This is a genomic window from Streptomyces sp. NPDC005151 (genome assembly GCF_053599875.1).
Window position 1 is genome coordinate 16,569 of the sequence record NZ_JBSFYR010000059.1, and the last position, 19,219, is coordinate 35,787.

General features: G+C 71.7%; 14 protein-coding genes. 6 read left to right on the forward strand and 8 right to left on the reverse strand.

The features are described 5' to 3' along the window. Positions 1–101 precede the first annotated feature (101 nt). From ACWD6R_RS26770 to ACWD6R_RS26785, 4 genes are all read left to right on the forward strand, one after another. Positions 102–1,061 carry a metal ABC transporter substrate-binding protein gene (locus tag ACWD6R_RS26770; protein ID WP_451821043.1) on the forward strand — a complete coding sequence of 320 codons (960 nt, stop codon included), beginning with the start codon at positions 102–104 and terminating at the stop codon, positions 1,059–1,061. A gap of 38 nt (positions 1,062–1,099) precedes the next feature. Further along, positions 1,100–1,882 carry a metal ABC transporter ATP-binding protein gene (locus ACWD6R_RS26775; RefSeq protein WP_384034569.1) on the forward strand — a complete coding sequence of 261 codons (783 nt, stop codon included), beginning with the start codon at positions 1,100–1,102 and terminating at the stop codon, positions 1,880–1,882. A 2-nt stretch (positions 1,883–1,884) separates the two neighbouring features. Beyond that, positions 1,885–2,793 carry a metal ABC transporter permease gene (locus ACWD6R_RS26780; protein ID WP_451821044.1) on the forward strand — a complete coding sequence of 303 codons (909 nt, stop codon included), beginning with the start codon at positions 1,885–1,887 and terminating at the stop codon, positions 2,791–2,793. Positions 2,794–2,858: 65 nt separating this feature from the next. Next, positions 2,859–3,296 carry a Fur family transcriptional regulator gene (locus ACWD6R_RS26785; RefSeq protein WP_451821045.1) on the forward strand — a complete coding sequence of 146 codons (438 nt, stop codon included), beginning with the start codon at positions 2,859–2,861 and terminating at the stop codon, positions 3,294–3,296. Between the two features lie 107 nt (positions 3,297–3,403). Here the strand turns inward: ACWD6R_RS26785 and ACWD6R_RS26790 are convergent, their stop codons facing one another. The 4 genes from ACWD6R_RS26790 to ACWD6R_RS26805 form a co-directional block, all read right to left on the reverse strand. After that, a complete protein-coding gene (locus ACWD6R_RS26790) occupies positions 3,404–4,672 on the reverse strand; it encodes a beta-ketoacyl-[acyl-carrier-protein] synthase family protein (RefSeq protein ID WP_451821046.1) in 1,269 nt (422 codons plus the stop codon). Between the two features lie 95 nt (positions 4,673–4,767). Next, on the reverse strand, positions 4,768–5,733 hold the full coding sequence (locus ACWD6R_RS26795) for an IclR family transcriptional regulator (protein WP_451821047.1): 966 nt from the start codon (positions 5,731–5,733) through the stop codon (positions 4,768–4,770). 288 nt (positions 5,734–6,021) lie between these two features. Further along, the gene (locus ACWD6R_RS26800) at positions 6,022–7,032 is read right to left on the reverse strand and encodes a hypothetical protein (protein WP_451821048.1); all 1,011 of its coding nucleotides are present in this window, start codon (positions 7,030–7,032) and stop codon (positions 6,022–6,024) included. Continuing rightward, entirely contained in the window at positions 7,029–9,305 is a 2,277-nt protein-coding gene (locus tag ACWD6R_RS26805; RefSeq protein WP_451821049.1) for an MMPL family transporter, read from the reverse strand. The genes ACWD6R_RS26800 and ACWD6R_RS26805 overlap by 4 nt, the downstream gene beginning before the upstream one ends. 301 nt (positions 9,306–9,606) lie before the next feature. Here ACWD6R_RS26805 and ACWD6R_RS26810 point away from each other — a divergent pair, with 301 nt between their 5' ends. Then, positions 9,607–10,335 (forward strand): TetR/AcrR family transcriptional regulator, encoded by a 729-nt coding sequence (locus tag ACWD6R_RS26810; RefSeq protein WP_451821050.1) that lies wholly within the window; start codon positions 9,607–9,609, stop codon positions 10,333–10,335. 391 nt (positions 10,336–10,726) lie between these two features. Continuing rightward, positions 10,727–15,502 (forward strand): aminotransferase class I/II-fold pyridoxal phosphate-dependent enzyme, encoded by a 4,776-nt coding sequence (locus tag ACWD6R_RS26815; RefSeq protein WP_451821051.1) that lies wholly within the window; start codon positions 10,727–10,729, stop codon positions 15,500–15,502. A 106-nt stretch (positions 15,503–15,608) separates the two neighbouring features. Here ACWD6R_RS26815 and ACWD6R_RS26820 read toward each other — a convergent pair whose 3' ends face one another. The 4 genes from ACWD6R_RS26820 to ACWD6R_RS26835 all read right to left on the reverse strand — a co-directional run bounded on the left by ACWD6R_RS26820 (position 15,609) and on the right by ACWD6R_RS26835 (position 19,215). Beyond that, positions 15,609–16,463: an isoprenyl transferase gene (locus ACWD6R_RS26820; RefSeq protein ID WP_451821052.1), complete on the reverse strand. Its 855-nt coding sequence runs from the start codon at positions 16,461–16,463 to the stop codon at positions 15,609–15,611. 36 nt (positions 16,464–16,499) lie between these two features. Further along, on the reverse strand, positions 16,500–17,246 hold the full coding sequence (recO, locus tag ACWD6R_RS26825) for a DNA repair protein RecO (protein WP_037698093.1): 747 nt from the start codon (positions 17,244–17,246) through the stop codon (positions 16,500–16,502). Positions 17,247–17,329: 83 nt separating this feature from the next. Continuing rightward, a complete protein-coding gene (locus tag ACWD6R_RS26830) occupies positions 17,330–18,013 on the reverse strand; it encodes a response regulator transcription factor (RefSeq protein WP_451821053.1) in 684 nt (227 codons plus the stop codon). After that, entirely contained in the window at positions 18,010–19,215 is a 1,206-nt protein-coding gene (locus ACWD6R_RS26835) for a sensor histidine kinase (RefSeq protein ID WP_451821062.1), read from the reverse strand. The genes ACWD6R_RS26830 and ACWD6R_RS26835 overlap by 4 nt, the downstream gene beginning before the upstream one ends. Positions 19,216–19,219: the final 4 nt, after the last annotated feature.

The following is a 19,219-nucleotide window of genomic DNA, read 5'->3' on the forward strand; positions in this document are numbered from 1 at the left end:
GGCACGCCCTCCGGATCAAATCGATGTGCGGACGGCTCACCCGGTGGGCATCCCATCAGGCTTGTTGACAATCGTTTCCAGTTTTGTTGAAAATGACTGTCATGAACGTACGCCGCCTCATACCCACCGCTGCCGTCGCCGGAGCAGTCGCCCTCGGGCTCATGGCCCTCTCCGCCTGCTCCACGTCGGACGCCGCCGACCGCAAGCCCGGCGACAAGCTGAATGTGGTGGCGTCGTTCTATCCCATGCAGTTCCTTGCCGAGGAGATCGGCGGGACCCACGTCTCGGTCAGCACGCTGACCAAGCCGGGCGCCGAGCCGCATGACCTGGAGCTCAGTCCGCGGCAGATCGGCAGACTCGGCGACGCCGACTACATCCTCTACCTCAAGGGTATCCAGCCCGCCGTCGACGACGCGATCAAGCTGTCCGAGTCGACCCACAGCGTCGACGCGGCGAAGCTGACCACGCTGGAGGACCACGGCACCGAGACCGGCGGCGACGAGCACGGCCACGAGCACAAGGGCGAGGGCGAGGGCGCCGGGGCCGACCCGCACATCTGGCTGGACCCGGTGAAGTACGCCGAGGTCGCCAAGGGCGTCGGCGCGTCCCTGGAGAAGACCGACCCCGGCCACGCCGCGGACTACCGCAAGAACACGGACGCCCTGGTCAAGAGGCTCGACGCGCTGAACACGGCGTACGAGACGGGCCTGCGGAACACCGCCACCAAGACGTTCATCACCACCCACTCCGCCTTCGGCTACCTCGCCGAGCGCTTCGGCCTGGTCCAGGAGGGCATCGCCGGCATCGACCCCGAGGCCGAGCCCAGCCCCGCCCGGATCCAGGAGATCCACAGCATCGCGGAGAAGACCAAGGCCACCACGGTCTTCTTCGAGACCCTCGCCAGCGACAAGACCGCGAAGACCGTCGCGGCGGACACCGGCCTGAGGACCGACGTCCTCGACCCGCTCGAGGGAATCACGGACAAGTCCAAGGGCGATAACTACTTCGAGGTCATGCAGTCCAACCTCGCCGCCCTCCAGAAGGCGCTCGGCGCGAAGTGACCCTCGTAACACCCGCCACAGCAGCATCGGAGGCGCTCATGCCCGAGCCCGAGAGCACCCAGCCCGACCCCGTGATAGCCCTGCGCGGAGCCACCGCGACCCTCGGCGCGCGCCCCGTGCTGCGTGGCATCGACCTCACCGTGCACCGCGGCGAGGTCGCCGCACTGCTCGGCGCCAACGGCTCCGGCAAGTCCACCGCCGTCCGGTCCGTCATCGGCCAGGTCCCGCTCACCGGCGGCTCGGTCGAGCTGTTCGGCACCCCCCTGCGCCGCTTCCGCAGCTGGGCACGGATCGGCTACGTACCGCAGCGCACCACGGCGGCCAGCGGGGTTCCCGCCACCATCCGCGAGGTCGTCTCCGCCGGGCGGCTGTCCCGCACGAAGCTGGGGCTGCTCCGCAAGGCGGACCGGGCCGCCGTCGACCGCGCCATCGCGCTCGTCGGCCTCGCCGACCGGGCCGGGGACTCGGTGAGCGCGCTCTCCGGCGGTCAGCACCAGCGGGTGCTGATCGCGCGGGCACTCGCCGCCGAGCCCGAGCTGCTGATCATGGACGAGCCCATGGCCGGCGTCGACCTGGCCAGCCAGGAGATCCTCGCCGAGACGCTGCGCGAGCAGGTGGCGGCCGGCACCACCGTGCTGCTCGTCCTGCACGAGCTGGGGCCGCTGGAACCCCTCATCGACCGCGCGATCGTCCTCCGCGACGGCTGTGTGATGCATGACGGGCCGCCCCCGAAGGCCGTCGGCCAGCACGCGCTGCCCGGCCACGACCATGTACACCCCCATGCGGCTTCCGAGCCCGTCCGGACGGGACTGCTGACCTGATCATGGAATTTCTCCAGCCCCCCTTCATGCAGCGGGCCCTGCTCGCCGCCGTACTGGTCGGCGTCATCGCCCCCGCCGTCGGCATCTACCTCGTGCAGCGCCGCCAGGCCCTGATGGGCGACGGCATCGGCCACATCGCGATGACCGGTGTCGGTCTCGGCTTCCTGCTCTCCACCAGCCCGGTCTGGATGGCCACGGCCGTCGCCGTCGTCGGCTCGATCGTCATGGAACTGGTCCGCTGGTACGGACGCACGCGCGGCGACATCGCGCTGGCCATGCTCTTCTACGGCGGTATGGCGGGCGGTGTGCTGCTGATCAATCTCTCCGACACCGGCTCCAACGCCAACCTCACCTCGTACCTCTTCGGCTCCCTCTCCACGGTCTCGTCCGAGGACATCACCGCGATCTTCCTGCTCGCCGCCTTCGTGCTGCTGGTGACGCTGGGGCTGCGGCGACAGCTATTCGCCGTCAGTCAGGACGAGGAGTTCGCGCGGGTCACCGGTCTGCCGGTGCGCGCACTCAATCTGCTGATCGCGGTCACGGCGGCGGTGACCGTCACCGTGGCGATGCGGGTCGTCGGTCTGCTGCTGGTCAGCGCGCTGATGGTGGTCCCGGTCGCCGCGGCGCAGCAGATCTCGAAGTCCTTCAAGGTGACGTTCGTGCTGTCCGTCGTCATCGGTACGGCGGTGACCCTGGCCGGCACCGTGACCTCCTACTACCAGGACGTACCGCCCGGCGCGACCATCGTGCTGCTGGCCATCGGCATCTTCGTCGTGCTGACCCTGCTCGCCACGCCGCTGGCCAGAAGGCGCGCCCGCAGCAGCGATGCGGTCTCGGCGGAGTGCACCCTGGAAGGAGAGACTCCGGAAGTACCGGCTGCCCGCCCGGTCACGAACGGCGTCCGGGTCTGACCCCGGCGCCCGGGCGGGCTGGCACAATGGCCCGACACATGTACGGGCGACATGAGGAGGCACCTGTGGCGACGGCGCCGATCAGTGGAACGAACGCAGCCCCGGTACGCGGCCGGTCGACCCGGCAGCGGGCCGCGGTGGCGGCGGCGCTCGACGAGGTGGCCGAGTTCCGCAGCGCCCAGGAGCTGCACGACGTACTCAAGCACCGCGGTGACTCGGTCGGGCTGACCACCGTCTACCGCACCCTGCAGTCCCTCGCCGACGCGGGCGAGGTGGACGTCCTGCGCACGACGGACGGTGAGTCCGTCTACCGGCGCTGCTCGACCGGCGAGCACCACCACCATCTGGTGTGCCGGGTCTGCGGCAAGGCGGTCGAGGTCGAGGGTCCCGCAGTGGAGCAGTGGGCGGAGACGATCGCCGCGCAGCACGGGTATGTGAACGTGGCCCACACGGTGGAAATCTTCGGGACGTGCGCGGAGTGCGCGGCGCCGCCGGAGAGCTGAGCGGGACCGGCGGTACGCGGGATCGGCGGGCGGTGCTCGAAGGAGCGCCGCCCGCCCGTGCGTCGTGGTGACGGCCGCCGGTGCGTCAGGCGGTGGCCGCCGGAGCGTCACACGGTACGGAACGCCAGCACCACGTTGTGGCCGCCGAAGCCGAAGGAGTTGTTGAGCGCCGCGATCCGTCCGTCGGGCAGGGGGCGGGGCTCGCCGCGGACGATGTCGGCGACCGCGGCGATCGCCGGGTCGGGGTCGTCGACGTTGATGGTCGGCGGGGCGAGCCTGTGGTGCAGGGCGAGCACGGTGGCGATCGTCTCCACGCCGCCCGCACCGCCGATCAGGTGTCCGGTCATGGACTTGGTGGCCGATATCGCGAAGCGGTCGGTGTGGTCGCCGAAGACCTGGCGCAGCGCCCTGATCTCGGCGACGTCGCCGAGCGGGGTCGAGGTGGCGTGCGCGTTGATGTGCGCGATCTCGGCGGGTTCGAGGCCGGTGGAGTCCGTCAGGGACCGCAGCGCGGCGGATATGCCGCGGCCCGTCGGCTCCGGCCGGGTGATGTGGTGGCTGTCGAAGGAGACGCCTTCGCCGAGGGCCTCGGCGTAGACCCTGGCACCGCGCCGGGCGGCGTGCTCGGCGGACTCCAAAACGACGAGGCCCGCGCCCTCGCCCAGGACGAAACCGTCGCGCCCGGTGTCGAAGGGGCGCGAGGCGCCGGTCGGATCGTCGTTGTTCTTGGACATCGCCATCATGTTGCCGAAGGCGGCGAAGTTCAGCGGGTGCACCGCCGCCTCGGTGCCGCCGGCGATGACGACGTCGGCGCGGCCGCTGCGGATCATGGTGATGGCGTAGCCGATGGCCTCGGCGCCGGAGGCGCAGGCGCTCGCGAAGGTGTGGACGCCGGCGCGGGCACCGACTTCGAGGCTGATGTGGGCCGACGATGTGTTGGGCATCATCATCGGGATCGTGTGCGGCGAGACCTTGCGGGCTCCCCGCGTCTTGAGGATGTCGTACTGCTGGAGCATGGACGTCACCCCGCCGACCGCGGTGGCGACCACGACGCCGAGGCGGTCGGGGTCGACCGGCTCGTCGTCTCCCGCCCGGCCCTTGAACCCGGCGTCCTCCCACGCCTCACGGGCCGCGACAAGGGCGAACTGGGCGGCGCGGTCGAGCCGGCGCGTCTGGGCGGGCGGGAAGATCTCCGCGGGCTCCACCGCGATCTCGGCGGCGATGCGCACCGGGAGTTCCTCGGCCCATGCGTGCGGGAGCCGTCGGACGCCGGAGCGCCCGGCGAGCAGGGCGTCCCAGGTCGCGGTGGTGTCGCCACCGAGCGGCGTGGTCGCGCCCATGCCGGTGACCACTACAGTGCGGTTCTTCTTATCCACAGAAATCTGTCTCCAACGTCTGAACTGGAATTGCGCGGCCTCGGGTCCGCTCCGGCTCTCTCTGTTTCTCACTGTGTCCTGGGGCGATCGAATAGTCAGGGATGGCGGGTGAGCGTGGTTTCCATGCCTCCTTCCACGACCGCTCCGACGGCAGATACCACAGCGCATTCCACGGCCGATTCAACGGCCGATTCCATGGCTGATTCCGCATCTGATTCCGTGGCTCTGAACGCGTGGAGCGGAAGGGGGCGTCCCCCCTGGGCGTGTGCCCGTTGGTGCGGAATTCCACCCTCCCGGTCCTGGGCGGTGGCGATTTTCCGGGATATGCGTACGGCCGTCGCCAGCAAGGGGCTGACGCATTGCGGTCCGCCGGCCCCGGCGAGATCCGTCACCAGGGACAGGGACGCGACGACGGCTCCGCCGCGGTCCCGCAGCGGGGCGGCGACCGCGAAGGTGCACCGCTCCGTCCGGAAGTCGCCCGCGGCGTAGCCCGAGCGCCTGACCTGGCTGACGATCCTGCGCAGGACCAGGGGGTCGGGCACTGCCCCTGCCGTGTGCCCGGTCAGCGTGCGGGCCAGGATGTCCTCCTGCGCGTCGGGGCTCGCGTAGGCGAGCAGGACGTTTCCCGAGGCCGTGGTGTGCAGGGGGAACCGGTCGCCGACGGTCATCGGTGCCACGCGCACCGGACCGCCCCAGCCGAGACTCTCCAGCCAGATCCCCTCGGCGCCGTCGCGGACCGAGAGATTCACCGTTGCTTTCGTCTTCTCGTGGAGCTGCAGCATGTGCGGCAGCGCCGCGGCGCGCAGCGCGCGGTGCCGCGGCGCGTGCGCGGCCAGTTCCCACAGCCTCAGCCCGATGGTGTATCTGCCCCCTTCCCCCCGCTCCAGGACCCCCAGGGAGACGAGCTTGGTCGCCATGCGGTGTGCCGTCGCCACGGGAAGGCCGGAGAGGCGGCTGATATCGCTCACCGACAGCGAGTGGTCCCGACCGCTGAAGACACCGAGAACGCTGAAGGCGCGCTCGACGACCGAGCGGTTTTCCGTGGTGCTGCGGATTTCCATCCGTAGGCCTCGCTTTCGCCTGGTACACCTTGATGCACTGCGATCCCCCGATGAGACGAGCAAGATCTTCACAGGTATGGAGCAATTGCGAAGGTCGCTTCGATGACACAGAGGAAGCCAGTGCCCGAACAACCACGTCACCCGCCTGTCGGCGGCGACGGCACGAGCGCCGTCGCCCGACGGGCGGGTGATCGCCAGGGGCCGGCCGTCTCCGGACCGGCCGTCAACCCGGTTGCCGCACGGGCCGCGTGACGGGGCGTCGGAGCCCGGCCACGCGGCCGTGCCGGGTCACTGCGGCGGCAGGTCGCGGCGCGGGTGCCGGGGGCGCAGGGAGGGGTCGACCGCGGGGATGCCCACTCTGAAGAAAACCAGCGGGCGTTCGCCGTCCTCGGCCCCGCACAGGGCGGCCAGGTCCCCGACCGTGTGCGGGCAGTCGATGACATGGCTCTGGGGGTGGACGTAGATCCCCTGCCGGAAGAGGTCCAGCCAGAGGCGGGTGACCAGGCGTCCGGCCGTCACCTCCTGGGCCGGGTCCTCGCCCTTGCCCAGGATCACCAGGACGACGCCGTCACCGGCGGTCGCGCCGGAGGAGAGCGGGGTGAGGAGGCGCGGCAGCCCCAGCGGGCGCAGCGCCCGGTAGACGGCCGGAGAGAAGAGCAGCCCCATGAGGAAGCGCTCCACCCGGTTCAGTACCAGCATGACGTCGTTCAGACCGTCGCGGTAGTACTTGGGGTGACGGGGGCTCAGCCGGGTCCATGCCATGAGTTCGGCGGCGATTCCGGGGTCGCCGAAGAACCAGTGGTAGGCGCGGACGAGCAGCGGCCTGGCCGCGGTCGTGCTGATCGCGGCCACCCGGAAGCCCGCCGTGCGGGCGGTTTCCCGCGCAGCCTCGATCGCCTCCGGGTCGATCTGCTGCGGGGTCCAGGCGCCGCGCCAGACCCGGCGGCCGGCGATGTCGGACGCCCGGAAGCCGGTGTCGTAGGGGCGCTCGGCCGGCCGCAGCCGGCCCACGCGCCGGGCCGTGGTGTCGAGGTCGAGCTCGAAGCCGACGGCGATGCCCTTCTCGGCCGCGGCGATGAGCAGGCTCTCCACGTACGTGCCCAGCGACAGCCGCAGGTCGCGGTGGGCCGGGTCGCTCGGCCCCAGCGCGTCCTCGGCGCGCCAGCCGACCTCGACGTGGTCGGTGCCGTGGCGGAGCTCCCAGGGCTGGGTGTTGTGCGCGTTCGCCGCCCGCGAGGCCTGGGTGGCGACCTCGCTCAGCCGGTCCAGGGACGTGGTCGTCTTCTCGGGACTCGTCATGCTCTGGCTCCTTCCTTGTGACGCCGCTCCTCGGCCGCGGCAGTGTCCGCCCCGGTGGCCGGGCCGGTGGTGGCGGAGGCCGTTTCCCCGGCCGACTCCCGGATGCCGAAGCGGCCGTGGACGCTCCGCAGCCAGGAGGGGGCCCACCAGCTGATGCGGCCGGTGGCCCGCAGCGACGCCGGTACGAGTGCGCCGCGCACCAGGACGGCGTCGATGAGGATCGCCAGACCGGTGGCGGCGCCGTACAGCTTGATCAGGGAGACGCCGGAGGTGAGCATCGCGAAGAAGGAGACCGCGAGGATGGCCGCGGCCGCGGTGATCACCGGCCCGCTCGCGCCGAGGCCGTCGCGGACGGCGGTGGCCAGGTCGCCGGTGCGCTCGTAGTGCTCCTTGATCCGGGAGATCAGGAAGACTTCGTAGTCCATCGACAGTCCGAAGGCGATACAGAAGACCAGGACCGGCATGGAGACCGCCAGCGGCGAGGGGGTGAAGCCGAGGGCGTCGGAGAGGTTGCCGTCCTGGAAGATCCAGACCGTCACGCCGAGGATCGAGACCAGGCTGAGCAGGTTGAGCAGCAGTGCCCTGATCGGCTGGACCACGCTGCCGGTGAGCAGGAACAGGAACAGGAGGCTGAAGACCACGATCAGGACGAGGGCGATCGGCAGCTTGTCGGCGATGGACCGGTTGATGTCGGTGACCTGGGCCGCCTGGCCGCCGACGAGCACGCGGTTGCCGGCCGGGGGGTCGATGTCCCGTACGTCGCGGGCGAGTTGAGAGCCCTCGGAGGAGTACGGGGCCACGTCCGTCTGGACCTGGAGCCAGGTCGCGGTGCCGTTGTCGTAACGGGCCGCCCGGGCCGCCGGCATGGGAGCGGCCTTGGCGCCCTTCTCGAAGACGCCCGCGGCGCTGACGACCTTGGTCACCTCGTCCGTCCGGGACAGGGCGGCGGCGTACGTCGCGAGGTCGGCGTCGGTGCCCTTCCAGTTCCGGGCGACGACGTTGAGTGCGTGCTCGTCGCCGGTGCCGAAGTCCTTGCGCAGCGCCTCGGCCACGACCCGGCTCTCGCTGCCCTTCGGCAGCACCCGCTCGTCGGGGACGCCGAACTGCGAGTGACCGAAGGGCAGTGCGATGCCGATCAGCAGGATGACGACGGGCATGGCGAGCAGCAGCGGCCGGCGGAACGCGAGACCGGCAATGCGGCCCCAGGTGGTGTTCGCGGCGGGGCGGGGCGCGGTCCGCCGGGCCCAGCCCAGGGCGTCGATCTTGTCGCCGAGCAGGATGAGGGCCGGGGGCAGCAGCAGGAGGGCGCCGCCGACGGACAGCAGGACCACCGAGATACCGGCGAAGGCGAAGGAGCGCAGGAAGTACTGGTCGAAGACCAGCAGGGTGGCGAGGGCGGCACCGACGACGCCACCGCTGACGAACACGGTGCGGCCCGCGGTCGCGCGGGTGACGCGGAGGGCGTCGGCGTTGCTGCGGCCGGCGGCGCGTTCCTCGCGGTAGCGGGTGACGATCAGCAGGCTGTAGTCGACCGCGAGACCGAGGCCGAGCGCGGTGATGAGGTTCACCCCGAAGACCGAGACGTCGGTGAACCGGGAGAGGACGTTGAGAATGCCCATGGAGCCGACCACGGTGAGCAGCGCGAGCAGCAGCGGGAGCAGCGCCGCGATCACGCCGCGGAACACGAGAACGAGCAGCAGCAGCGTCAGCGGGATCGCGATGGTCTCCGCGGCGACGATGTCCTTCTCGACCTGTGTGTTCATGTCGTTGTTGACGGCGTTGATGCCGCCGAAGGACACCGCCACGTCGCCGTCCGGGTCGGACAGGTCCTCGTGGAGCTTCTTGGTGGTCTTGAGGCTCTCGTTCTCGTCACCGTCGACCCGGACCAGGACCAGCCCCGCGTCGTCGGAGCGCAGCGACGGGTCGGGGGTGGCGAAGTACGAGGAGACGATCCGGGCTCCGGAGCCGTCGCCGATCGTCTTGGTGACCCGGTCGGCGGCGGCGCGCGCTTCGGCGCTGTCGACCCCGCCCTTGGCGTCCTTGATCATGACCACCATGTTGGGCTGGCTCTCCGGGAAGGAGTGCTCCAGCGCCGAGGCGGCGGCCACGGAGTCGGAGGCGGGGTTGTCGAACCCGCCGGACTTGAGGTTTTCGAGTACTCCTGCGCCGGCCGCGCCGGTGATGATCAGGAACAGCAGCCCTGCGAGCAGGGTGAACCACGGGCCGCGTCGGCTCTGCCGACCGCTTTGGGGTGGCACCGAAGTGGTCACCATGGGAGGTCCTTTCGTTCTTCTCTGACGGTTCGTCCGATGCCTGTCCGGGCTCTGCCGAGCGCTGTCGGGCCTCATCGGTACTGGGGGATGCGGAGGTACTGGGCGTTGCGTCGAGGAGCACGGCTCGTCCTCTGCAGGGCACGCCTGTCGATGGACCGACCCGAGTCAGAATGATGCTCCCATTCGAGAGCACCGATCTGGATATGAATCAGTGTTGCCATTCGGTGAACACTGGTCCAAGAGCAATGCTCTGATCGTGGACGAGTGATCCAATCAGCGACCATGGGGCAAACTTGAGGCCGTGAGCGTGATCCGAGGAGCCAGAGAAAGGGCCCGTGCCGAGGTCGGCGCGGCCATCAAGGAGGAGGCCAGGCGCCAGCTCGCGGCGGAGGGTGCGGCGCGGCTGTCCCTGCGGGCGGTGGCCCGTGAGCTGGGCATGGCACCGTCGGCTGTCTACCGCTACTTCCCGAATCGCGACGATCTCCTCACGGCCCTCATCGTCGACGCGTACGACGCCCTCGGTGCCGCCGCCGAGGCCGCGCTCGAGGAAGCCGGGACGGCGGATCCGCTGCGGAGCTGGACCGCGGCCTGCCGGGCGATCCGGGACTGGGCGCTCGCCCAGCCCCACGAGTACGCCCTGATCTACGGCTCACCCGTCCCCGGGTACGACGCCCCGCCGGACACCGTCGGCCCCGCCTCGCGCGTCGTTCTCACCCTGATCGGCGTCGTGAAGGCGGCCGACGCGGCGGGGGCGCTCGCCCCGTTCCCCGGGAGCGGGCGGCGACACGAGGGGATGAGCGCCGACGCCCAACGACTCTTCCAGGAGTCCGGCCGCGCGATTCCGCCGACGGCCGCGATCCGGCTGGTCGCCGTCTGGGCGCAGCTCTTCGGGCTGATCAGCTTCGAGGCGTTCGGGCGATTCGACCGGATCATCGACGCCCGTGACGACGTGTTCGACCAGGCGGTGCTCGACCTGGCGCACCAGGCCGGGCTGCGCCCCACCGGCGCCGGATCCGCGGCCGGCCGGTAGCCGTACGGCCCCGGCCGGTGGCCCCGCCGCCCCGCCCCGGTGGCCGTACCTCCCCGGCCGGCCGGGCCGCCGGGGCGGCGGGGCGGCGGCGGGCCGGGGCGCCGGGCGGCGATACCGTACGGACACCCGCGGGACACACGCGACGGCAGATCGACACCCCGCCCTTTAAGTCATGTTCATTCCGCTGAGTGAAAAGGCGCGCCGCCGACCTCCCCGCTTGCAGAACTCTGAAGGCGCGGCGCGAAGTTGACGCACGGCCAGATCGGACGCTCCATCACCACGGCCTTCCGGGTTGCCCGTTACCCGAATGCCCCCGCACGACCTGTCATTTCGTCCACTTCTGACGCCGCGTCATGCAATCCGTCAATATCGGATCGGGGTATCAGCAGCTGTGACTGGTATAGCCATCGTCGGCATGTCGTGCCGCTTTCCCGGCGCCGGGAACCTCAACGAGTTCTGGCAGATGACCATCAACGCCGAGCCGCAGTTCGCAGGGGTGCCCGAATCGCGCTGGGATCACTCCAAGTACCACAGACCAGGCGATTTCCGGGAGTCGCACAGTACGTACACCGACCGGGTGGCCTTCCTCCCCGCCATCGACCAGTTCGCCCCGTCCCACTACGGCGTACCACCGCGCCGGGCGAGGGCCATGGACCCCCAGCAACGCCTCTTCGTCGACCTCGCCCGGGAGGCCCTGCAGGACGCCGGCTGGGAGCGGGGCTCCTTCGACCGCGCGACGACCGGCGTGTTCGCCGGGGTGTCCTCGATCGACTACCGCGACGCGACCTTCGCGCGGATCAACGCCAGGCTCCTCGCGGACGGTTCGTTTCACGTCGGCGAGGACGACCCCGAGCTCCTGGCCGACCTGGAAAAGGCCGCCGGGTCGGCTGTCATGCCCGTGGGGCCGTTCTCCATCGCCGGTGTCATCGGCAACATGGTGCCGGCCGCCGTGAGCGAGGTGTTCGACCTCGGCGGTCCCTCGTACGCCGTCGACGCGGCCTGCTCGTCGGCGCTGGTGGCACTGGACACGGCGGTGCGGAGCCTGCGGTCGGGCGGGTGCTCGGTGGCTCTCGTCGGCGGGGTCTTCGTCAACCTCACACCCAACGCGCTGATCGGCTTCTCCCGGGCCGGCGCGCTCTCCCGGGACGGCGTGTGCCGGCCGTTCGACGAGCGGGCGGACGGCTTCGTGCTCGGCGAGGGCGGCGGTGTGCTGGTGCTCCGTCCGCTGGCGGACGCCCTGGCGGCCGGCGACCGCGTCTACGCCGTCGTGAGCGGCGTCGGCACTGCCAACGACGGGCGCGGCGGCGGCCCGATGACGCCGCAGGCCCAGGGACAGCTGGCCGCGCTGCGCGCCGCCTACCGGGACGCCGGAGTGGCCCCCGGGGCGATCGACCTGCTGGAGGCCCACGGCACCGGCACGCCGGTCGGCGACCGCACCGAGATGGAGGCGATGCGCCTGCTGCGCGACGAGGCGGGCCAGACCCGGCCCTGCTACGTCTCCTCGTCCAAGGCCCTCATCGGCCACACCCTCTCCGCGGCCGGCGCGGCGGGTCTCGTACGGGCCGCCCTGGCCCTGCACCACGGTGTCGTACCGCCGCAGCCCGCCGAGCACCGCGCCAACCCCGAGCTGCGGCTCGACGAGTCGGGGCTGCGCCTGGCCACCGCGCCGCAGGAGTGGCCGCGGGGCGAGCTGCGCCGGGCGGGGGTCAGCTCGTTCGGCTTCGGCGGCACGAACGTCCACGCCGTCCTCGAAGGCGCGCCGCTCCCGGAGTCCGGGGCCGATCCCGCCCCGGAGCGGCCCGAACGGGAGGACGAGCCGTGGCTGTTCCTCCTGTCCGCCGGTTCGATGCCTCAACTGGCCCGGCACGCCCGGGAGATCCGGGACGCCGTCACCGCGTCCGCCGCGCGGCCCGCCGCGGTGGCCCGCACCCTGGCCGGCCGCGAGCTGCTCACCGCCCGGCTGTCGTTCGCCGCCGCCACGCGCCAGGAGCTCCTCGACCGGCTCGACCTGGCCGCCCGGCGGCTGGACGAGGGCGCCATCGGCGAGCTGGCCCCCGGCGTCCACGCCGCGGCCAAGCCGCTGCCCGAGGCGGAGCGGAAGATCGCCTTCGCCTTCCCCGGGCAGGGGGCGCAGCAGCCGGGAATGCTCGCCGACCTGGTCCGGCGCTTCCCGGCGTCGGCCCGGCGCGCCGAGGAACTGACCGCCCTGACCGCCGAGGAGTCGGCGGAGCTCCCCGCGCGACTGCCCGACCTGCTCTGGGCGCAGCACGGGCCCGACGACGCCGAGGCGATGGCGGCCCTCACGGTCACGGACCTGTGCCAGCCCGCGCTCGGCATCACCGCAGTCGCCACCACCGAGCTGCTGGCCGCCTGCGGCGTCGTCCCCTCCCTCACCGTCGGGCACAGCGTCGGCGAGTTCCCGGCGGCGGCCGCGGCCGGCGCGATCGCGGCGGACGAGACGGTCCGGTTCATGGCCCGGCGGGGCGCGGCACTCGCCGCCGCCGTACCGGCCGGAACCGGCGTGATGCTCGCCGTCCAGGCGACGCACGAGAAGGCGGAGAAGCTCGCCGCCGACGTGGACGGGGTCTGGCCCGCCTGCTACAACCACGAGCACCAGCTGGTGTTCAGCGGCGGCGAGGCGGCCGTGGAGCGGCTGCGCGAGCACTGCGCGGAACGCGGCGTGGCCGCGGTGCGGCTGCGGGTGTCGCACGCCTTCCACTCGCCGCTGGTGGCCGCGGCCGACGAGGCGGTGGCCCATCACATCGCGGCCCTGCCGCTCGTGGCGCCCGCCCGTACCTTCGTCTCCGGCGTCGGCGGCCGGGTGTGCGACCGGCCGCAGGAGATCCGGGACCTGTGGAGCCGGCACAACACCGTCCCCGTGCGCTTCAGCGAGGCCGTCACGTCGGTGGCGGACGCCGGGGCCCGTTTCCTGGTGCAGATCTACGGCGGCGACTCGCTGCTGCGGATGGCTCGGCGCACCCCCGGTGCCAAGGTGCTGGACGTCGTACCGCTCACCACGAGCCGGCCGGACGGCGCGCGGGCCTTCCTGACGGCACTGGGCAGGCTCGCCGTGGCGGGTGTGCCGGTGGATCCCGCCCCGCTCTTCCCGGCGGACGCCCCGCCGCTGCTGTCGCTTCCGGCGTCGCCCCTGGAGACCTCGTCCTTCACGATCCTCAAGGGGACGGGCCGGAAGCGGACCACCGACGCCCGGCGCCCCGACGCCCCGGCCCCTGCCGCCCTGGCCGCCTCTGTCGCCCCTGCCGCCCTGGCCGCCCCTGCCGCCCTGGCCGCCTCTGTCGCCCCTGCCGCGGCCGCCGTCACGGCCCCGGCTCCGGTCGTCGTCGCGTCCACGGCCGCCGTGCCGTACGGCTCCACGATCGACCACACGTCCGCCGCCTCCACCCACTCGAACGGTGAATCGAGCATGAGCAGCCTTATCTCGTTCCTCCACGCCCAGGTCGATCTGCTGCAGTCGGTCGGCGCCGTCGCAGGCGACGGCCCCGTACCGAACGGTGCGCCGGCGACCGTGACCGCAGCTGCGCGTCCGCTCCCCGTCCCGGTGCCACCGGCCGACGTCCTCACGGCCGACGCCCCGGCGGTCGCGACCGCTGACCCGGCGGACGTGGTGACGTCCCGTGTGCTCTCCGCGATAGCCAAGGTCAGCGCGTACTCCGAGGACTTCCTGCAGCCGGAGCACGTGTTCGCCACCGACCTCGGCTTCGACTCGATCATGCTCGCCGAGCTCGCCGCGGGCCTGCGCAGGCAGTGGCCGGACATCGAGGTGCGGGCCTCGGACGTGGTGAGGATCAGCACCGTCGGCGAGCTGATCACGACGGTCCAGGAGCTCCTCGGCACCACCCCGACCACCCCCGCCCCCGCCCCGGTGCCGGTACCCACCGAGGCCCCCGCCGTACCCTCCGTGCCCGCGCCCCGCACCGAGGCCGTCCCCGCGCCGGACCGCACCGCGACCGGTGATGTCAGGGCCCTGCCCGAAGTCGTCGCCACGCTCGAACGCTCACGCATGTACGAGCGCTTCGGCGTCCGCAACCCCTACTACCTTCCGCACGAGGGCACGATCCGGGACGTCACCCGGGTCGAGGGCACCGAGCTGATCTCGTTCTCCAGCTACAACTACCTGGGCCTGTCCGGCCACCCGACCGTCGTCAAGGCCGTGACCAAGGCGGTCAAGCAGTACGGCAGCTCGGTCTCGGCCGCCCGCATCCTGTCCGGCAACCGTCCGCTGCACGAGGAACTCGACCGGGGCCTCGCCCGCCTCGTCGGCGCCCAGGACGCGGTCACGCTGGTCAGCGGCCATGCCACCAACGTCACCGTCATCGGCCACCTGGTGGGCCCCGAGGACCTGATCCTGCACGACGCGCTCGCGCACGACAGCATCATCCAGGGCTGCCGTCTGTCGGGGGCGAGCCGCCAGCCGTTCCCGCACAACGACATCACCGCCCTGGACCGGATCCTGCACCAGGTGCGCGACCGCTACCGCCGGGTGCTGATCGTGGTCGAGGGCGTGTACAGCATGGACGGCGACATCGCCGACCTGCCCGCCCTGATCGCCGTCAAGCAGCGGCATGCGGCGCTGTTGATGGTGGACGAGGCCCACAGCATCGGCGTGCTGGGCAAGACCGGTGGCGGCATCGGCCAGCACTGGGGCGTCGACGCCGACGACGTCGACGTGTGGATGGGCACCCTGTCCAAGTCACTGGCGAGCTGCGGCGGTTACGTGGCCGGCCGGCACGAGCTGATCGAGCACTTCCGCTACACCCTCCCCGGCTTCATCTACAGCGCCGGCCTCACCCCGCCGAACACCGCCGCCTCTCTGGCCGCGCTGCGGGTGATCCAGGAGGAGCCCGAGCGGCTCGACCGGCTCCACCAGCGCTCGGCCCTGTTCCTGCGGCTCTCCGCGGCGGCCGGGATCGACGTCGGTACCAGCGAGGGCACGCCGGTCGTGCCGTGCATCACGGGCGACTCGGAGAAGGCCCTCAAGCTCGCCGACCGGCTCTACCGGCGTGGCATCAGCGCCAACCCGATCCTGCACCCGGCGGTCGAGGAGCGGCTGGCCCGGCTCCGGTTCTTCATCACCTCCGAGCACACCGAGGAGCAGATCGAGTACACGGTGAAGGTCATGGCCGAGGAGCTGGCGAAGCTGGCCTGACCCGTCGGCGTCCTGACCCCGTCGGCATCCTGAACCGCCGGCGTCCTCGTCGGCGCACGGAGCGGGCGGACCGGGGCACCCGGGTGCCTCGGTCCGCCTCCCCGGGTCAGACCGCCGTGTCGGGGCCCGCGTCCTTGCCCCGCATGGCGAGGCGTTCCTCGTTCGGGACGACGCCACCGAAGCGGCGGTCCCGCTGGGCGTACTCCAGGCAGGCCCGCCACAGGTCACGGCGGTCGAAGTCCGGCCACAACACATCCTGGAAGACCATCTCGGCGTACGCGCTCTGCCAGATCAGGTAGTTGGAGGTGCGCTGCTCGCCGCTGGGGCGCAGGAAGAGGTCGACGTCCGGCATGTCCGGGTAGTAGATGTACTTCGCGAACGTCTTCTCGTTGACCTTGGCCGGGTCCAGCTTCCCGGCCGCGACGTCCTGCGCGATGCGCTGCGCGGCGTCGGCGATCTCGGCCCGGCCGCCGTAGTTGACGCAGAAGTACAGCGTCATCCTGTCGTTGTCCTTGGTCTGCTCCTGGGCGACCTGGAGCTCCTGGACGACGGACTTCCACAGCTTCGGCATCCGGCCCACCCAGCGGATGCGGATGCCCAGTTCGTCCATCTCGTCGCGGCGGCGGCGGATGACATCCCGGTTGAAGTCCATCAGGAACTTCACTTCTTCCGGGGAGCGCTTCCAGTTCTCGGTGGAGAAGGCGTACAGAGAGAGGTTCTTGACGCCCATCTCGATGCAGCCCTTGAGGACGTCCATGACGACGCCCTCGCCGACCTTGTGGCCCTCGGTGCGCGGGAGACCCCGCTCCTTGGCCCAGCGGCCGTTCCCGTCCATGACGACGGCGACGTGCTTGGGCACCAGCTCCCCGGGGATCTTCGGGGGCGTGGCCCCGGAGGGGTGCGGCTCGGGGGTCTTGTATGTACGCCTGTTACGGCCACCGAGGATCCCGCGTACTGCCATGAGCTGTCTCGTCTCCCTGTGCCTGATGTGCCTGTGTTACTTCTCTACGTATCGCAGCGAGCGCAGTCCGCGCTCCAGATGCCAGTGCAGATAGGCGGACACCAGCCCGCTCCCCTCCCTGACATGCCGCGCCTCGCACGCGTCGGCCGTCTCCCAGTCACCGGTGAGCAGCGCGCTCAGCAGGGCGACGGCCTCAGCTGAGGGTACGACGCTGCCGGGCACCCGGCAGTCGCCGCATATGACGCCGCCCGCCGCGACGGAGAAGAACCGGTTCGGACCGGGCATTCCGCACCTCGCACAGTCCTCGAAGCTGGGTGCGTAGCCGTTGACCGCGAGGGAACGCAGCAGGAAGGCGTCGAGGATCAGGTTCGGGGCGTGCTCGCCGCGGGCGAGGGTCCGGAGCCCTCCGACGAGCAGCAGGTACTGCTGGACCGCGGGCTCGCCCTCGTGGTCGGTGAAGCGCTCGGCGGTCTCCAGCATCGCGGTGCCCGCGGTGTACCGGGCGTAGTCGGTGACGATGCCGCCCCCGTACGGTGCGATCGTCTCGCTCTGGGTGCACAGAGGCAGTCCGCGGCCGATCAGCTCGCTGCCCCGGGCGAAGAACTGCACGTCCACATGGGAGAACGGTTCGAGGCGGGCGCCGAACTTGGACTTCGTACGCCGCACCCCGCGCGCGACGGCCCGCACCCGGCCGTGGCCGCGGGTCAGGATCGTGATGATCCGGTCGGCCTCGCCCAGTTTCTGCGTGCGCAGCACCACGCCGTCGTCCCGGAACAAGCTCATGCGCCCATTGTCCTGTACGCAGCCACCAGAGCGGGCCCGCCTCCGAAGACCGTCCCCGACGGCTGCCCGAGGGGCTCCCCGGTTCAGCTTCCGTCGGCCGCGTCGCCGGCCGGTACCGCGAGCCCCGACTCGTACGCCACGATGACCAGCTGCGCCCGGTCCCGGGCGCCCAGCTTGCCCATGATCCGGCTGACGTGGGTCTTGGCGGTGAGCGGGCTGAGGCCAAGGGTCTCGGCGATCTCGGTGTTGTTGAGTCCGCGCGCGACCAGGCCGAGCACCTGCCGTTCCCGGTCCGAGAGGCAGTCCGGACCGCCCGGGGCGCCCCGGGACGGCAGCTCGGGCCCGCGCAGCACACGGGAGATCAGCCGGGCGGTCGGGCCGGGCGAGAGCAGGGCCTCGCCCGCCGACACCGTTCTGATCGCCGCGAGGAGTTCGGCGGGCCGGGTGTCCTTGACCAGGAAGCCCGAGGCGCCCGCGCGCAACGCCTCGACGACATGCTCGTCGGTGTCGTACGTGGTCAGGACCAGCACCTTCACCCCGGCGAGCTCCCCGTCGGCGGCAATCAGCCGGGTCGCCTCGATGCCGTCGAGCTCCGGCATGCGGATGTCCATGACGACGATGTCGGGCCGGTGCGTGCGGGCCAGGCCGACCGCTTCGAGGCCGGTGCCCGCCTGTGCCACGACCTCCATGTCGGACGCCGACTCGACGAGCATCGCGAACGCCGCCCGGACAAGGGTCTGGTCGTCGGCGAGCAGTACGCGGATCATGGCGCGGTCTCCCCCTCGTGGCAGGGCAGCACCGCCGCGACCTCGAAGCCCCCGGCCGGGCCCGGCCCGGCCGTCAGCGTACCGCCGGTGCTGCGTGCGCGTTCGCGCATCCCGACTATGCCGAACCCGGTCGCCGAGCCGTTCGCCCGGGGGCCCGCGCCGTCGTCGGTGACCTTGACGCTCAGTGCGCCGCGGCCGTCCGGTTCGACGGCCACCATGATCCGTACCTCGGGTCCGGCATGGCGCAGCGCGTTGGTCAGCGACTCCTGCACGATCCGGTACGCGGCCGCGCCGGTCGCCGGGGCCACCCTGCTGCCCGGTGTGCGGACGGCCAGGTCGACCCGGGCCCCGGCGGCCTCCGCGGCCCGCACGAGACCGGGCAGCGCCGCCAGGTCCGGCAGCGGTCCGTCCGCCTCGTGTCCGTCGCCGCGCAGCACCTGCAGGGTGGTGCGCAGTTCGGCGCGTGCCTCCCGGCAGGTGTCGGCGATGTCCTCCAGCGACTGGGCGACCGCCTGCCGGTCGAGCCGGTCGGGGTCGACGGTCAGGATGTGCGAAGCCACCGAGGTCTGGACGCCGATCAGGGTGATGCTGTGGGCCAGCAGGTCGTGCAGGTCGCGGGCGATCCGCAGCCGCTCCTCGGCGACCCGGCGCCGGGCCTCCTCCTCGCGGGTCCGTTCGGCGCGTTCGGCGCGCTCCAGCACGGAGGCGACGTACTGGCGGTAGATGCGCACATCGACGCCGCAGAACAGCACGGCGATGATCCACCCGGAGACCCGCAGCACCTGCAGGCCTTCATGGGCGTTGACGGTGAGCCACACCGTCACCATGACGGAGAGCACACCGATCCCGGACAGCAGCGTGCGCAGCGGCCGTCCGGTCACCGCCACCGTGTAGAGGGCGATCCAGGTCTGCGGCATCGGTGCCGAGTGCGCGTTGTCGAGCGCGTGGTACGGCACCAGGACCAGGATCATGGCGAGCAGGGCGAGCAGTGGGCTGCGCCGCCGCCACACGATCGGTACGGCGCTCGCGATCAGCAGCACCCAGCCGAGCGCGTCCGGCGTCCGCGCCTGGTCGGTGGTGAGGGCGAGGACGGCGGAGAGCGCACCGGCGCCCCCCGCGACGAGGGCGTCGGTGCGCGTCTTGTGCGGTGCATGCAGGGGGTCGCGGTTGACGACCGCCAGGATGCGTTCGCGCCGGCGCATGGAT

Bases quoted from the DNA above. Each gene is read 5' to 3' on its own strand.
- ACWD6R_RS26780 (WP_451821044.1), top strand. From the start codon at position 1,885: ATGGAATTTCTCCAGCCCCCCTTCATGCAGCGGGCCCTGCTCGCCGCC.
- ACWD6R_RS26795 (WP_451821047.1), bottom strand. From the start codon at position 5,733: ATGGAAATCCGCAGCACCACGGAAAACCGCTCGGTCGTCGAGCGCGCC.
- ACWD6R_RS26820 (WP_451821052.1), bottom strand. From the start codon at position 16,463: ATGGCAGTACGCGGGATCCTCGGTGGCCGTAACAGGCGTACATACAAG.
- ACWD6R_RS26805 (WP_451821049.1), bottom strand. From the start codon at position 9,305: ATGGTGACCACTTCGGTGCCACCCCAAAGCGGTCGGCAGAGCCGACGC.
- ACWD6R_RS26835 (WP_451821062.1), bottom strand. From the start codon at position 19,215: ATGCGCCGGCGCGAACGCATCCTGGCGGTCGTCAACCGCGACCCCCTG.
- ACWD6R_RS26830 (WP_451821053.1), bottom strand. From the start codon at position 18,013: ATGATCCGCGTACTGCTCGCCGACGACCAGACCCTTGTCCGGGCGGCG.
- recO (WP_037698093.1), bottom strand. From the start codon at position 17,246: ATGAGCTTGTTCCGGGACGACGGCGTGGTGCTGCGCACGCAGAAACTG.
- ACWD6R_RS26775 (WP_384034569.1), top strand. From the start codon at position 1,100: ATGCCCGAGCCCGAGAGCACCCAGCCCGACCCCGTGATAGCCCTGCGC.
- ACWD6R_RS26770 (WP_451821043.1), top strand. From the start codon at position 102: ATGAACGTACGCCGCCTCATACCCACCGCTGCCGTCGCCGGAGCAGTC.
- ACWD6R_RS26800 (WP_451821048.1), bottom strand. From the start codon at position 7,032: ATGACGAGTCCCGAGAAGACGACCACGTCCCTGGACCGGCTGAGCGAG.